At 73.5% G+C, this 13,630-nt stretch carries 8 protein-coding genes and 1 pseudogene; 7 read left to right on the forward strand and 2 right to left on the reverse strand.

The window, feature by feature from the left end:
- The first annotated feature begins 45 nt into the window (after positions 1-45).
- Together ACZ7DY_RS34015 and ACZ7DY_RS34020 are read left to right on the forward strand one after the other, a co-directional pair.
- A complete protein-coding gene (locus ACZ7DY_RS34015) occupies positions 46-522 on the forward strand; it encodes a hypothetical protein (protein ID WP_471142424.1) in 477 nt (158 codons plus the stop codon).
- Positions 523-781: 259 nt separating this feature from the next.
- A pseudogene (locus tag ACZ7DY_RS34020) lies at positions 782-1,786 on the forward strand (chitinase); the annotation flags it as partial.
- On the opposite strand, the gene ACZ7DY_RS34025 reads toward ACZ7DY_RS34020, so the two are convergent.
- Positions 1,725-2,816, reverse strand: a complete 1,092-nt coding sequence (locus tag ACZ7DY_RS34025) for a phosphatase PAP2 family protein (protein ID WP_471142427.1) — start codon at positions 2,814-2,816, stop codon at positions 1,725-1,727. The pseudogene ACZ7DY_RS34020 and the gene ACZ7DY_RS34025 sit on opposite strands and share 62 nt — an antisense overlap.
- Positions 2,817-3,037: 221 nt before the next feature.
- On the reverse strand, positions 3,038-4,372 hold the full coding sequence (gene gabT / locus ACZ7DY_RS34030; protein ID WP_471142429.1) for a 4-aminobutyrate--2-oxoglutarate transaminase: 1,335 nt from the start codon (positions 4,370-4,372) through the stop codon (positions 3,038-3,040).
- Positions 4,373-4,660: 288 nt separating this feature from the next.
- Here gabT and ACZ7DY_RS34035 point away from each other — a divergent pair, with 288 nt between their 5' ends.
- The 5 genes from ACZ7DY_RS34035 to ACZ7DY_RS34055 all read left to right on the forward strand — a co-directional run bounded on the left by ACZ7DY_RS34035 (position 4,661) and on the right by ACZ7DY_RS34055 (position 13,610).
- The gene (locus tag ACZ7DY_RS34035) at positions 4,661-6,814 is read left to right on the forward strand and encodes an ATP-binding protein (RefSeq protein WP_471142431.1); all 2,154 of its coding nucleotides are present in this window, start codon (positions 4,661-4,663) and stop codon (positions 6,812-6,814) included.
- Positions 6,815-7,006: 192 nt separating this feature from the next.
- On the forward strand, positions 7,007-8,692 hold the full coding sequence (locus tag ACZ7DY_RS34040) for a PucR family transcriptional regulator ligand-binding domain-containing protein (RefSeq protein WP_471142433.1): 1,686 nt from the start codon (positions 7,007-7,009) through the stop codon (positions 8,690-8,692).
- Between the two features lie 352 nt (positions 8,693-9,044).
- Positions 9,045-10,490: an aldehyde dehydrogenase family protein gene (locus tag ACZ7DY_RS34045; protein ID WP_471142436.1), complete on the forward strand. Its 1,446-nt coding sequence runs from the start codon at positions 9,045-9,047 to the stop codon at positions 10,488-10,490.
- 160 nt (positions 10,491-10,650) lie between these two features.
- Positions 10,651-11,532, forward strand: coding sequence for an SDR family NAD(P)-dependent oxidoreductase (locus tag ACZ7DY_RS34050; protein ID WP_471142438.1), 882 nt, complete (start codon positions 10,651-10,653; stop codon positions 11,530-11,532).
- A gap of 134 nt (positions 11,533-11,666) precedes the next feature.
- Positions 11,667-13,610 (forward strand): acyl-CoA dehydrogenase family protein, encoded by a 1,944-nt coding sequence (locus tag ACZ7DY_RS34055; protein ID WP_471142441.1) that lies wholly within the window; start codon positions 11,667-11,669, stop codon positions 13,608-13,610.
- The last annotated feature ends 20 nt before the right edge of the window (positions 13,611-13,630 follow it).

Below are 13,630 nucleotides of genomic sequence, written 5' to 3' on the forward strand. Positions count from 1 at the left end.
TCCTGACACGAGCGCTGTTGTCGTACAGGAAAGGGAGGTCTCACCATGACCGGCTCACGCGGATCGGGTGGTCCAGGGGCGAAGTCGGCGGTCGAATGGCTGGTGTCGGTGGCACCGGACCCGGACGCCTGCCGCTGGGAGTGGGAGCGCAGCCCCCTCGGGGTGGCTCTTCTGCCGGCCGGGCGGCGCTGGGACGTGCTGATCCTCCCCGGTGACCTCGGTTATCCCACGCTGGACGTGCTGACCCGCTGCGTCGACCGCCCGGGGCCCGTGCTCGCCGACTTCGGTGACGAGCGCATGGGGTTCTTCGTGCCGCCGGGCACGGCCTCGCGCTGGCTCGGCACGGGGGTACGCGGGGCGGGCCGCGGCACCTGGATCGTCGTGCCCCATCCGGGGCGGGCCTCGGGCGGTGTCCGCTGGCTGGTCCCGCCGGACGGCTCCGGCACCCTGACCGATCCCGCGCTGCTCGAACTCGCGATGCACGAGGCGACGGCGCGGCTTGCGGGGGAGGAGGAGGGGTGAGCTGCCGGACACCTTGACAACTCGATTGGTCTGGACCAAGTTGAGCGCGACCCGCCCTCCAATCCCCCCATGTCCGGAGGCAGTTGTGGACCGCCCCATCTCGCCCCGCACCGGCCGATTCCTGCCCCACACCGGCCGGGCCAGTCGCATCAGACGTCTCGCCGTGGTCACCGTGGCCGCCTGCGCGCTCGCCGCGTCCGGCCTCCTCTCCACCCGCGCGACGGCGGCCCCCGCGGAAACGGCCGCCGCCCCCGCCGACCACACCCTCGTCGGCTACCTGCACACCAGCTTCGCCAACGGCTCCGGCTACACCCGGCTCGCCGACACCGCCGACAGCTGGGACGTCATCGACCTCGCCTTCGGCGAACCCACCTCCCCGACCTCCGGCGACATCCGCTTCGGCCTCTGCCCGAAGACGGAGTGCCCGAACGTCGAGACCGAGGCGGAGTTCAAGGCCGCGGTCAAGGCCAAACAGGCGGCGGGCAAGAAGGTCCTCATATCCGTCGGCGGCCAGAACGGCCAGGTGCGGCTCACCACCGCGCAGGCCCGCGACACCTTCGTCTCATCGGTCTCCGCGATCATCGACAGGTACGGCCTCGACGGCCTGGACATCGACTTCGAGGGCCACTCGCTCGCCATGGACGCCGACGACACGGACTTCAAGAAGCCGAAGACCGCCACGATCGTCCACCTCATCTCCGCGGTGAAGACCCTCAAGGCCCGCTACGGCAGCGGCTTCACGCTCACCATGGCGCCGGAGACCTTCTTCGTGCAGCTCGGCCACCAGTACTACGGGACCGGGAAGTGGGGCGGCCAGGACCCCCGCGCGGGCGCCTACCTCCCGGTCATCCACGCCCTGCGCGACGACCTCACGCTGCTGCACGTCCAGGACTACAACTCCGGGCCCGTCATGGGCCTGGACGGCCAGTACCACTTCATGGGCGGCGCGGATTTCCACATCGCGATGACCGACATGCTGCTCACCGGCTTCTCCGTGGCGGGCGACGCGAACAACGTCTTCCCGCCCCTGCCGCCCCAGAAGGTCGCCATCGGCATGCCCGCCTCCGTCAACGCGGGCAACGGCCACGTGCCGCCCGCCGAGGTCGACAAGGCCCTGGACTGCCTGACCAAGGGGAGCGCCTGCGGCTCGTACCGGACCCACGGCACCTGGCCCGCGCTGCGCGGCCTGATGACCTGGTCGATCAACTGGGACCGCTACGGCGGCTGGGAGTTCTCGAAGAACTTCGACGCGTACTTCGGCTGACCACGGCGAGCGCGGCCCGCAGCAGCACCACGGCCACGCACCAGCTCGCCACCACGTCCAGCGGCCAGTGGTACCCGCGCCGCACGAGCCCGTACCCGACGGCGACGTTCAACAGGCAGCAGCCGATGAGCAGTTCGCGACGGCCGTACGCGCCGCGCAGCAGCGGCAGCAGGAGCAGGGCCGCCGCGCCGTAGGCGACCGCGGCGGTCGCCGCGTGGCCCGACGGATAGAAGCCCTCGTGTCCCGCGGAGCCGGGCGGCCCCGGCCGGCCGACCAGCGCCTTCAGCGGGGCGACGAGCACGGGCACCGCGGCGAGGGCGGCGAGCGCGGCGACGGCGGGCAGCCACCAGCGGAACGCGCCGCCCCGCCGGGCGCGCCAGGCGGTGTACGCGGCGACGGCGACCAGGACCGGCACCGCCACCGTGATGTTGCCGAGGTCGGCGAGGAGCTCCGCGGCGCGGTCCGGCAGCCTGCTGCCCGCGAGGGCGTGCCCGGCGCGTTCGTCGGCGCGCCGCAGCGGGCCGTCGGCGAGGACCTGCCAGGTGAGGACCGCGAAGAGCAGCCCGCACAGGGCGAGCGCGAGGGCCGGGCGCCGCGGCACGGACGCCCGGTCCTCCGGCGCGGCTGGGACGCCCCGGGGGTCCGGGGCCGGAGATGCAGACATGGCCCCCACCCTGGCAGGAACGCTCGCCCCCGCGTGCGACGAGCGCGCGGCGGCACGGGCACGCGCCCCGGAACATGCCGAAGGGCTAGCGCAAGGGGGGGAGTGCGCTAGCCCTTCGGTGGCGGCCGGCCCGGCCTGTCCGAGCCGGCCCGCAGAGGCGGGTCCGTCGGGTGAGGCGCCGAGGCGGCCGTCGGGATCGGTGGTCCGCGCGCCCCGGGGGGTGTGGGGCGGGCGGCCGTCCGATCGGTGAGGAGTTCCGGAGCCAGAGACTCCGGGTGTGTGCGCAAAGGCACGACCAAGGCGGGGCTGGGGAGGCTCCACCATGGCGCCGCCCACGGTCCCCCGGGGGCGGGGTGTTTCTCTCAACTGCAGAAACCGTACGGCAGGTGATTGCGGCCCGACAGACAGATCGGCAACCCGACATGGGGCCCGCACACCTTCTTCACACGCCCCGACGGTCACTCCGGGGCGCGGCGGCCCCATCGCGCGAGGTCCGCGCACGTCACACGCCGAGACGGCCCCCCGGACGCCACGAAGGCCCGTACGGAGATCCGTACGGGCCTTCGCGCGAGATGCTGCCGGGCGGTTCAGACGCGGGCGAACGCGCCCTCGATGATGTCCAGGCCCTCGTTGAGCAGGTCGTCGCCGATGACCAGCGGCGGCAGGAAGCGCAGGACGTTGCCGTACGTGCCGCAGGTCAGCACGAGCAGGCCCTCCGCGTGGCAGGCCTTGGCCAGCGCGGCGGTCGCCTCCGGGTTCGGCTCCTTGGTCGTGCGGTCCTTGACCAGCTCGATGGCGATCATGGCGCCGCGGCCGCGGATGTCGCCGATGATGTCGAACTTCTCGGCCATGGCGGAGAGGCGGCCCTTCATGACCGACTCGATGTTCTTCGCCTTGGCGTTGAGGTCGAGCTCCTTCATCGTCTCGATGGCGCCGAGCGCACCGGCGCAGGCCACCGGGTTGCCGCCGTAGGTGCCGCCGAGGCCGCCCGCGTGCGCGGCGTCCATGATCTCGGCGCGGCCCGTCACGGCGGCGAGCGGCAGACCGCCCGCGATGCCCTTGGCGGTGGTGATCAGGTCGGGGACGATGCCCTCGTCCTCACACGCGAACCACTGACCCGTCCGGCAGAAGCCCGACTGGATCTCGTCCGCGACGAAGACGATGCCGTTGTCGTTCGCGAACTTCACGATCTCGGGCAGGAAGCCCTTGGCGGGCTCGATGAAGCCGCCCTCGCCGAGCACCGGCTCGATGATGATCGCGGCGACGTTCTCGGCGCCGACCTGCTTGTTGATCATGTCGATGGCCTGCTTGGCGGCCTCGGGTCCGGCGTTCTCGGCACCGGTCGGCCAGCGGTAGCCGTAGGCGACCGGGACACGGTAGACCTCGGGCGCGAACGGGCCGAAGCCGTGCTTGTACGGCATGTTCTTGGCGGTCAGCGCCATCGTGAGGTTGGTGCGGCCGTGGTAGCCGTGGTCGAAGACGACGACGGCCTGGCGCTTGGTGTGCGCACGGGCGATCTTGACGGCGTTCTCGACGGCCTCGGCGCCCGAGTTGAACAGGGCTGACTTCTTCTCGTGGTCACCCGGCGTGAGCTCCGCGAGCGCCTCGGCGACGGCGACGTAGCCCTCGTACGGCGTGACCATGAAACAGGTGTGGGTGAAGTCCGCGAGCTGCGCGGTGGCCCGGCGCACCACGGCCTCGGCGGAGGCGCCGACGGACGTCACGGCGATGCCGGAACCGAAGTCGATCAGACGGTTGCCGTCGACGTCCTCGATGATGCCGCCACCCGCGCGCGCGGCGAAGACGGGCAGCACGGAGCCCACGCCACCGGCGACCACGGCGGTACGGCGGGCCTGCAGCTCCTGCGACTTCGGGCCGGGAATGGCGGTGACGACGCGACGCTCCTGGGGAAGGGCGGTCATGGGGGCTCCTGGGGGGTGGGGCGACGATACGGACGCGCTACTGCTTTCTTCGCAGGTTAGGGGCGCCGCCAGGGCGCGGGCATGCTCCATCGGGGAGTCGTTCGCCGTGGCGGTTGTCCGCGATGGACATAGCGGGCCGGCCGGGCGCGCGGGCGGTACGGGGTGCGGCCGGCGGCTTCCCGGAGAGCGGATCACCGCAGGCCCGGGCGCGTATCCGGTGAACTCCCCTTGTGGGGGCACTAGATTGAGCCGCGAACCAGGAGAGCGGCAGGCCAGGGGGCAAGAATCATGGATTCCGACGGCACGCAGGACGCGCAGGGCACACATGCCACGCCTGTGCCGCGCCCGGCGGCGCCTCCGCACGGGGCCGCGGTGCCGCTCGCGGGGGTGCCCGCGCCCGGGGTCCCGCCCCGGCCCGCGCAGGCACCGGGGGCGGCGCCGCTGCCCGACGGGCCCGCCTTCCTGGCCTGGCTGCGGGCGCCGCGCCCCGCGGCGCCGCCCGGCATCTGGCGGTTCGCGCACCGGCCGCGCCCGGAGCAGGAGCCCGAGGTCATCCCGACGCGGCAGCTGCTGAGCGGGGCGCTCATCGCCTTCCTCGTCGGATGGCTCCTGTGGTCCCTGCTGTGGAACGGATACCTGGGCGGCTGGTGGGTGCTGCCGCTCGAACTGCTCCTGCCCGACGCCTGGATCCACACCGCCGACCCGATCGGCAACGCCGTCGTCTGGTACGGCTACTACACCGTCATCGTGGTCGGCATCATGATCGCCGTCGGCCGGATCGGCCGCTGGTCCGAGGTCTGGCGACGGTTCGTGGTCCCCCTCCTGCGCCGCCCCGACGCGCCCCCGCCGCCGCCCGCCCCCGAGGAGGACCCCGCCCAGTGGCCGCAGCTGCGGGCCGCGGGCGCGCGGGACGCCGCCGACCGGCTCGCCGCCGACGCGCGGGCCGGGCTGATGCGGGACGTGGACCACGCCCGGATCGCGCGGGCCTGGCGCTCGGTACGCGCAGGCCGCAGCCCGCTCGCCGCCTTCAACGACGCGGTCGTTCGGGACGGGGCCGCGGCCTGCATGCACCCGTCCGGCGACCGCGACCTGCCCCAGCGCGCCGCGCGCCACGACCTCGCCACGGCGCAGGTGCGGATCGGGACGACCGTCGACGACCCCCGTAACCCGTACGCCTACCGCGGGACCGGGCTCGCGCTCGGGCCCGACCTGATCGGCACCTCGCTGCTCGCCGTGGGGCCCGGCGGGTCCGGCAAGACCGCCCGCGTGGTCTGGCCCATCGCCGAGTCGCTGTGTCTGGGCGCCCTCGCGGGACGGGCCGCGGTCGTGGTCGTCGGCGCCGCGGGCGCGGGGCTCGGGCCCGCCGAGGACTACGACGTGGTGGTACGGGTCGGACACCCCGACTCCGTGTACGACCTCGACCTGTACGGCGGTACCGACGACCCGGACGAGGCCGCCGCCGTACTCGCCGAGGCGCTCGTCGGCGACCTCGTCGACCCCCACCCCAGCGGCGACAGCCGCCGCTCCACGACCTGCCTCGCCCAGCTCCTCGGCCCCTTCCTCGCCGTCCACCGGCGCTTCCCCTCCGTGCCGGAACTGCGCGCCCTGCTCGACGGCTCGCCGGACCGGCTCGGCGCGCTGCGCAAGGCGCTGCAGGAGGCCGGGCAGGAGGCCATGATCCGCGAGCTCGACGCCCGGGAACGGCAGGCGGGCCACCCGGGCGACCCGGGGGCGGTCCTCGCCGACCGCATCGCGCTGCTCGACCGGCCCGCGTTCGCGGCCTTCTTCGACACCTCGGGACAGAGCACCCCGTTCTCGCTGCGGGCCCTGGACCACCCCGTGCGCGTCCGCATCGACCTCCCCGAACGCGGCCACGCCGACGCCTCGCGGATCCTGGCCCGCCTCGTCCTCGCCCAGTTCACCGCGAGCGCCACCGCCCGCGACGACCGCTCGCTCTTCGCCTGTCTCGTCCTGGACGACGCGTCCGGCACGGTCACCCCGGAGTCCGTACGCCGCATCCAGCGCCTGCGGTCCGCCAACGCGGGCGTCGTCATGACCCTGCGTACGCTCGACGACGTACCCCGGCCGCTGCGCACGCCGCTGCTCGGCGCGACCGGCTGCCGCATGGCGCTCTCCGGCCTCACCCCGTGGGACGGCCAGGACTTCGCGGAGGTCTGGGGCAAGGAGTGGACGGAGGCGCGCGACGTCACCGACCGGCAGATCATCGCCGAGACCCCCCTGGGCAAGACCGTGCACGTGCTGCGCCGGGTCATCACCGGCCACGCCCCGACCGCCCGCGCCGTCACCGTCCGCCAGGTCGAGCGTGAGCGGTGGTCCGCGTCCGAGTTGGCGCACGGGGTGCCGCCGGGGCACGCCGTGCTGTCGCTGACCGACGTACGGGGCGAGTACGCGCCTCCGCTCCTCGTCGACCTGCGGGCCTGAAGCCGCCGGGGAGGGGTACCCGAAGGGCCCAGCGCGGACGGGTTCCCGGATCGTCACGTACGAGGTGTTCGGTCCCGAGCGCACCGTACGGTGAGGCAGAATCGACACAGGTCGTTCATACGGACCGGCCAAAAGATCCACACCCGTCGACGGAAACCCGCCCGCCCCGCCTGCCGCAGACCTGAAGGTCCCATGCCGCCCACGCTCGCCTCGCTCGTCCACCACTCCGCGCTCAAGCTGACCGTGCGCGCGGGCGAGGGGCGCCTGGACGCCCCCGTGCGGTGGGCGCACGCCAGCGAGCTCGCCGACCCCGTGCCCTACATGGAGGGCGGCGAGCTGCTCCTGATCACCGCGCTGAAGCTGGACGCGGAGGACCCGGAGGCCATGCGGCGCTACGTGAAACGGCTCGCGGGCGCAGGCGTCGTCGGCCTCGGCTTCGCCGTCGGCGTGCACTACCCCGACATCCCCAAGGCCCTCCTGGACGCCGCCACCGAAGCGGACCTGCCGCTCATCGAGGTGCCGCGGCGCACCCCGTTCCTCGCCATCAGCAAGGCCGTCTCCGCCGCCATCGCCGCCGAGCAGTACAAGGCCGTCACGGCGGGCTTCGCCGCCCAGCGCGAACTGACCAAGCAGGCCCTGACCGACGGCCCCGAAGGGCTGCTGCTCGCCCTCGCCGGCCAGGTCGACGGCTGGGCCGCGCTGTACGACGCGTCCGGCGCCGTCGTCGCCACCGCACCCGAGTGGGCCAACCGCCGCGCCGCCCGCCTCACCGCCGACGTCGAACGCCTCCGCGAGCGCCCGGCCCCCGCGAGCTCCGTCGTCTCCGGCACCGAGGACCGCGTGGAGCTGCACTCGCTGGGCACCGGCCGCCGCCCGCGCGCCGCGCTCGCCGTCGGCACGGCGTCGACCCTCGGCACCGCCGAGCGGTACGCGCTGCACTCCGCCATCGCGCTGCTCACCCTCACCACGGAGCGCTCCCGCTCGCTGCACGCCGCCGAACAGCGGATCGGCGCCGCCGTGCTGCGGATGCTGCTCGCCGGGGAGCCCGACCACGCGCGGACCGTCGCCGGGAATCTGTACGGCGGCCTCCTGGACGCGCCCTTCCGCCTCGTCGTCGCGGAAGTGGCGTCCGCGTCGGCGGCCCGGGTACGGGCGGGCGCCGAGGAACAGGGCGAGACCGGCACGGCCGGCACCGCCTCGGCCGCGGTCCTGGCCGCCGTGGCCGATGTCTCGGCGGGCGGCGACCCGCTCGCCGCGCTCGTCGACGTCGTCGAGGCGGCGACCGCGCGCTCCGGCGAGGCACTGCTCGTCGTGCCGTACGGCGAACGGCTCGTGCTGCTCGTCGTGGACGGCGGCGCGGGGGCGAGGGCCTGCGCGCAGTACGCGACGGCGCTGGAGGCGGGGCGGGGCGCGGCGGGGCGGGAGTCCGCCGGGTCCGGCGAGGAGGCCGAGCTGGTGATGGGCCTCTCCGCGCCGGCCGGGCCGATCGCCGCGGCCACCGCGTACAAACAGGCCGAACAGGCGCTGTCCGTCGCGCGGCGGCGCGGCCGCGCCCTGGTCGAGCACGAGGAGCTGGCGGCCGGTTCCGTCCTGCCGCTGCTCGCCGACGACGCGGTGCGGGCGTTCGCGGACGGCCTGCTGCGGGCGCTGCACGAGCACGACGCGACGGGCCGCGGCGACCTCGTCGCCTCGCTGCGGGCCTGGCTCTCCCGGCACGGGCAGTGGGACGCCGCGGCGGCCGACCTCGGCGTGCACCGGCACACCCTGCGCTACCGCATGCGCAGGGTCGAGGAGATCCTCGGCCGCTCCCTCGACGACCCGGACGTCCGCATGGAACTGTGGCTCTCCCTCAAGGCAACGTCCATGGGCACAGACTGAGATTCCCCCGGTGGACGTCGCGGGCCCCGCCGGGTACCCCAGGGGCGCGGGGAACTGCGCGACCAGCCGAGACGCACTCGCACGCGACGGGCAACGCCCCGAGCGATAAGCAGGGCGGGCGGCACGTAAACGTCACCGGGCCGGCCGGGTATCCCAGGGGCGCGGGGAACTGCGCGACCAGCCACAACGCACCCGCACGCGGGAAACGCCCAAACAAAGGCCCCGCCCCATACAAACCGGTGCAGGCCCCCCGGCCAGTACTCCGCGCCGGACAAACGTCAGCCGCTCCCGCTGCCCCTACGGTGAGGGACGTACCCCCAGACACACCTCCGCGGAAGGGCCGGGAATCGACATGACTTCCATCCACGCCTTCTGGCTCGCCGGTCGCCAGACCACCGGCGAGACCACCCTCGACGTCACCTCGCCCTGGGACGGACGGCTCGTCGGCAAGGCCGCCGTACCGACCGACGCCCAGGTCGAGGAGGCCGTCGCCGCCGCGTACGCCGTGCGCGACGAGTTCGCCGCGACCCCGGCCCACGTCCGCGCTGCCGCCCTCGACCACGTCAGCCGCAGGCTCGTGGAGCGCACGGAGGAGATCGCCCAGCTGATCTCCGCCGAGAACGGCAAGCCCATCAAGTGGGCCCGCGGCGAGGTCGGCCGCGCCGTCTCCGTCTTCCGGTTCGCCGCCGAGGAGGCCCGCCGCTTCAACGGCGGCGAGGCCCAGCGCCTGGACACCGACGCCGGCGGCCAGGGCCGGCTCGCCCTCACCCGCCGCTTCCCCAAGGGCGTCGTGCTCGGCATCGCGCCGTTCAACTTCCCGCTGAACCTCTGCGCGCACAAGATCGCCCCGGCCATCGCCGTCGGCGCGCCGATCATCCTCAAGCCCGCCCCGGCCACCCCGCTCTCCGGCCTGGTCATCGGCGAGCTGCTCGCCGAGACCGAGCTGCCGGCCGGCGCGTGGAGCATCCTGCCGGTCGCCAACGACAAGATGCCCGCCCTCGTCCAGGACGAGCGGATGCCGGTCATCTCCTTCACGGGTTCCGAGAAGGTCGGCTACGCGATCATGGACTCGGTGCCGCGCAAGCACTGCACCCTGGAGCTCGGCGGCAACGGCGCGGCCGTGATCCTCGCCGACTACGCCTCCGACGAGGACCTGGACTGGGCGGCCTCGCGCATCGCGACGTTCTCCAACTACCAGGGCGGCCAGTCCTGCATCTCCGTGCAGCGGGTCATCGCGGACGCCTCCGTCTACGACCGCCTGGTGCCGCGCGTGGTCAAGGCCGTCGAGGCCCAGGTCACCGGCGACCCGTCCGACCCGGCCACCGAGGTCGGCCCGCTCGTCAACGAGGACGCCGCCAAGCGCGTCGAGTCCTGGGTCGACGAGGCGGCGAAGGCCGGCGCCAAGATCCTCACCGGCGGCAAGCGCGACGGCGCCGCCTACGCCCCGACCGTGCTCGCCGACGTACCGGCCGACACCACCATCGCCTGCGAGGAGGTCTTCGGCCCGGTCCTCACGCTGAAGAAGGTGGACGGCGAGAGCGAGGCGTTCGACGCCGTCAACGACTCCAAGTACGGCCTCCAGGCGGGCGTCTTCACCCACGACCTGCAGGCCGCCTTCCGCGCGCACCGCGCCCTGGAGGTCGGCGGCGTGGTCATCGGCGACGCCCCGTCCTACCGCGCCGACCAGATGCCGTACGGCGGCGTCAAGCAGTCCGGCGTGGGCCGCGAGGGCGTCCGCTTCGCGATGGACGACTACACCTACGAGCGCGTGATGGTCCTGACGGGCCTGGCCCTGTAGCCCGCGCCCCCGAGGCCGACGGCCGGAGCCCACTGTGCGGGGGCTCCGGCCGTCGTCGTGCGCCGCGACGCCGGTGCCGCGCCGCCGGACCCTGGTGGTGCTGACACCAGGCTCCGGTGGCTCTCCCCACCCGTCGCCCCGCGCCGCCACAGTGGCGGACATGAGCACACGTACGATCCTGATCACCGGCGCCACCCAGGGCCTCGGCCGCGGCATCGCCCTCGACCTCGCCGACCGCGGCCACACCGTCCTCCTGCACGGACGCGACCGGGCGCGCCTGGACACCGTCGCGGCCGAGGTGCGCGACCGGGCCCCGGCCGCCGCCGTCCGCACCTACCTCGCCGACCTCGCCGACCTCGAAGAGGTCCGCGCGCTCGCCACCCGCGTCCGGGCCGCCGAGCCCCGGCTCGACGGGCTCGTCAACAACGCCGTCGCGGGCGGCGGCGCCGAGCCGCTGCGGCGGGAGTTCAGCAGGCAGGGCCACGAACTGCGGTTCGCCGTCAACCACCTCGCCCCCTACGCCCTCGCGCGCGGGCTGCTGCCGCTGCTCACCGCCTCCGCGCCGGCCCGCGTCGTCAACGTCGCCTCCATCGGGCAGGAGACGATCGACTTCGACGACGTCATGCTGGAGAACGGTTACGAGGGACTGCGCGCGTACTGCCGCAGCAAGCTCGCGATGATCATGGCGACCTTCGAGCTCGCCGCCGAACTCGACGGCACCGGCGTCACGGTGAACACCCTCCACCCCGCCCACCTCATGGACACCGAAGGGCTGCGCGCCTACGGCCTGACCCCCGCCGTCGGCGTCGACGAGGGCGTACGGCCCACCGTGCGGCTGCTCCTCGACCCCGACCTGCACGACACCACGGGCCGCTACTTCGACCGGTTCACCGACACCCGCGCCCACGAACAGGCCTACGACCCGGCCGCCCGCGCCCGCCTGATGGAGCTGACCCACCGCCTCCTCGACCTGCGCCAGGGGAGCGAAGCCTGCGCGAGGACTGGTGGGACCGGGACGAATCGGGTACCAACGATCCAGTAGCACCAGTCGGTAACCGCACGCATCCGCAGAACCGCAGGCATCCGTAAAACCGCACGCTTCTGTCAGCAACCGAACGGGTCGACGCCGGGCCACCCGGTCCGGCGGGCCCCACTCCGCGGCGAGGTGAGCTCCTCATGACCGCACCAACCCCCAAACCGTCAGTGAGCGAACGCGAGGCCAGGCAGGTCGCCGAGGCCGCCCGCGAGCAGGACTGGCGCAAGCCCAGCTTCGCCAAGGAACTTTTCCTGGGCCGGTTCAGGCTCGACCTGATCCACCCGCACCCGATGCCCCCCGACGAGGACGCGCGGCGCGGCGAGGAGTTCCTCGCCAGACTCCGCGACTTCTGCGAGACGAAGGTCGACGGCGCCCTCATCGAGCGCGAGGCGCGCATCCCGGACGAAGTGGTCAACGGGCTCAAGGAACTGGGCGCCCTCGGCATGAAGATCGACCCCAAATACGGCGGGCTCGGTCTCACCCAGGTGTACTACAACAAGGCGCTGGCCCTGGCCGGCTCCGCCAGCCCCGCCATCGGCGTGCTGCTCTCCGCACACCAGTCGATCGGCGTGCCCCAGCCGCTGAAGCTGTTCGGCACCCAGGAGCAGCGGGACGAGTTCCTGCCGCGCTGCGCCCGCACCGACATCAGCGCCTTCCTGCTGACCGAGCCCGACGTCGGCTCCGATCCGGCCCGCCTCGCCACCACGGCGGTACCTGACGGCGAGGAGTACGTGCTCGACGGCGTGAAGCTGTGGACCACCAACGGCGTACTCGCCGACCTGCTCGTCGTCATGGCGCGCGTCCCGAGGTCCGAGGGCCACAAGGGCGGCATCACGGCGTTCGTCGTCGAGTCCGACTCGCCCGGCATCACCGTGGAGAACCGCAACGCCTTCATGGGCCTGCGCGGCATCGAGAACGGCGTCACCCGCTTCCACCAGGTCCGGGTCCCCGCCGCCCACCGCATCGGCCCCGAGGGCGCGGGCCTGAAGATCGCCCTGACCACGCTGAACACCGGGCGCCTGTCGCTGCCCGCGTCGTGCGTCGCGGCGGGCAAGTGGTGCCTGAAGATCGCCCGGGAGTGGTCGGCGGCGCGCGAGCAGTGGGGCAAACCGGTCGCGTTCCACGAGGCCGTCGGCTCGAAGATCTCCTTCATCGCGGCCACCACCTTCGCCTTGGAGGCGGTGCTCGACCTGTCCTCGCAGATGGCCGACGAGGACCGCAACGACATCCGCATCGAAGGCGCACTCGCCAAGCTGTACGCGTCCGAGATGGCCTGGCTGATGGCCGACGAACTCGTCCAGATCCGCGGCGGCCGCGGCTTCGAGACCGCCGAGTCGCTCGCGGCCCGCGGCGAACGCGCCGTCCCCGCCGAGCAGATCCTGCGCGACCTGCGCATCAACCGCATCTTCGAGGGCTCCACCGAGATCATGCACCTGCTGATCGCCCGCGAGGCCGTGGACGCCCACCTGAAGGTGGCGGGCGACCTCATCGACCCGGACAAGACGCTCTCCGACAAGGCGAGGGCGGGCGCGCGGGCCGGCGGCTTCTACGCCCGCTGGCTGCCCAAGCTGGTCACCGGCCCCGGTCAGCTCCCGCGCTCGTACGCCGAGTTCCACCCCGCGGGCCACGTCGACCTCTCCGGGCACCTGCGCTTCGTCGAACGGAACGCCCGCAGGCTGGCCCGCTCCACCTTCTACGCCATGTCCCGCTGGCAGGGGAAGATGGAGACCAAGCAGGGCTTTCTCGGCCGGGTCGTCGACATCGGCGCCGAGCTCTTCGCGATGAGCGCGGCGTGCGTCCGCGCCGAACTCCTGCGCACCACCGAGGAGTACGGCCGCGAGGCGTACCAGTTGGCCGACGTCTTCTGCCGCCAGTCCCGCATCCGGATCGACGAACTCTTCGACCGGCTCTGGACCAACACCGACGACCTGGACCGCAAGGTGGTCAAGGGCGTCCTCTCCGGCACGTACACCTGGCTCGAACAGGGCGTCGTCGACCCGTCCGGCGACGGGCCCTGGATCGCGGACACCAAGACGCCCGCGACCCCCCGGCCCGACGTCCGCAGGGTGATCAAGGAAGGCTGATCCCGCCGGCGGACCGCGGT

It is taken from the genome of Streptomyces sp. NPDC037013 (assembly GCF_055607265.1).

What these genes read in the sequence shown, in the direction of transcription:
- ACZ7DY_RS34015 (WP_471142424.1), top strand. Translation starts at nt 46, where the DNA reads ATGACCGGCTCACGCGGATCGGGTGGTCCAGGGGCGAAGTCGGCGGTC.
- gabT (WP_471142429.1), bottom strand. Translation starts at nt 4,372, where the DNA reads ATGACCGCCCTTCCCCAGGAGCGTCGCGTCGTCACCGCCATTCCCGGC.
- ACZ7DY_RS34035 (WP_471142431.1), top strand. Translation starts at nt 4,661, where the DNA reads ATGGATTCCGACGGCACGCAGGACGCGCAGGGCACACATGCCACGCCT.
- ACZ7DY_RS34040 (WP_471142433.1), top strand. Translation starts at nt 7,007, where the DNA reads ATGCCGCCCACGCTCGCCTCGCTCGTCCACCACTCCGCGCTCAAGCTG.
- ACZ7DY_RS34045 (WP_471142436.1), top strand. Translation starts at nt 9,045, where the DNA reads ATGACTTCCATCCACGCCTTCTGGCTCGCCGGTCGCCAGACCACCGGC.
- ACZ7DY_RS34050 (WP_471142438.1), top strand. Translation starts at nt 10,651, where the DNA reads ATGAGCACACGTACGATCCTGATCACCGGCGCCACCCAGGGCCTCGGC.
- ACZ7DY_RS34055 (WP_471142441.1), top strand. Translation starts at nt 11,667, where the DNA reads ATGACCGCACCAACCCCCAAACCGTCAGTGAGCGAACGCGAGGCCAGG.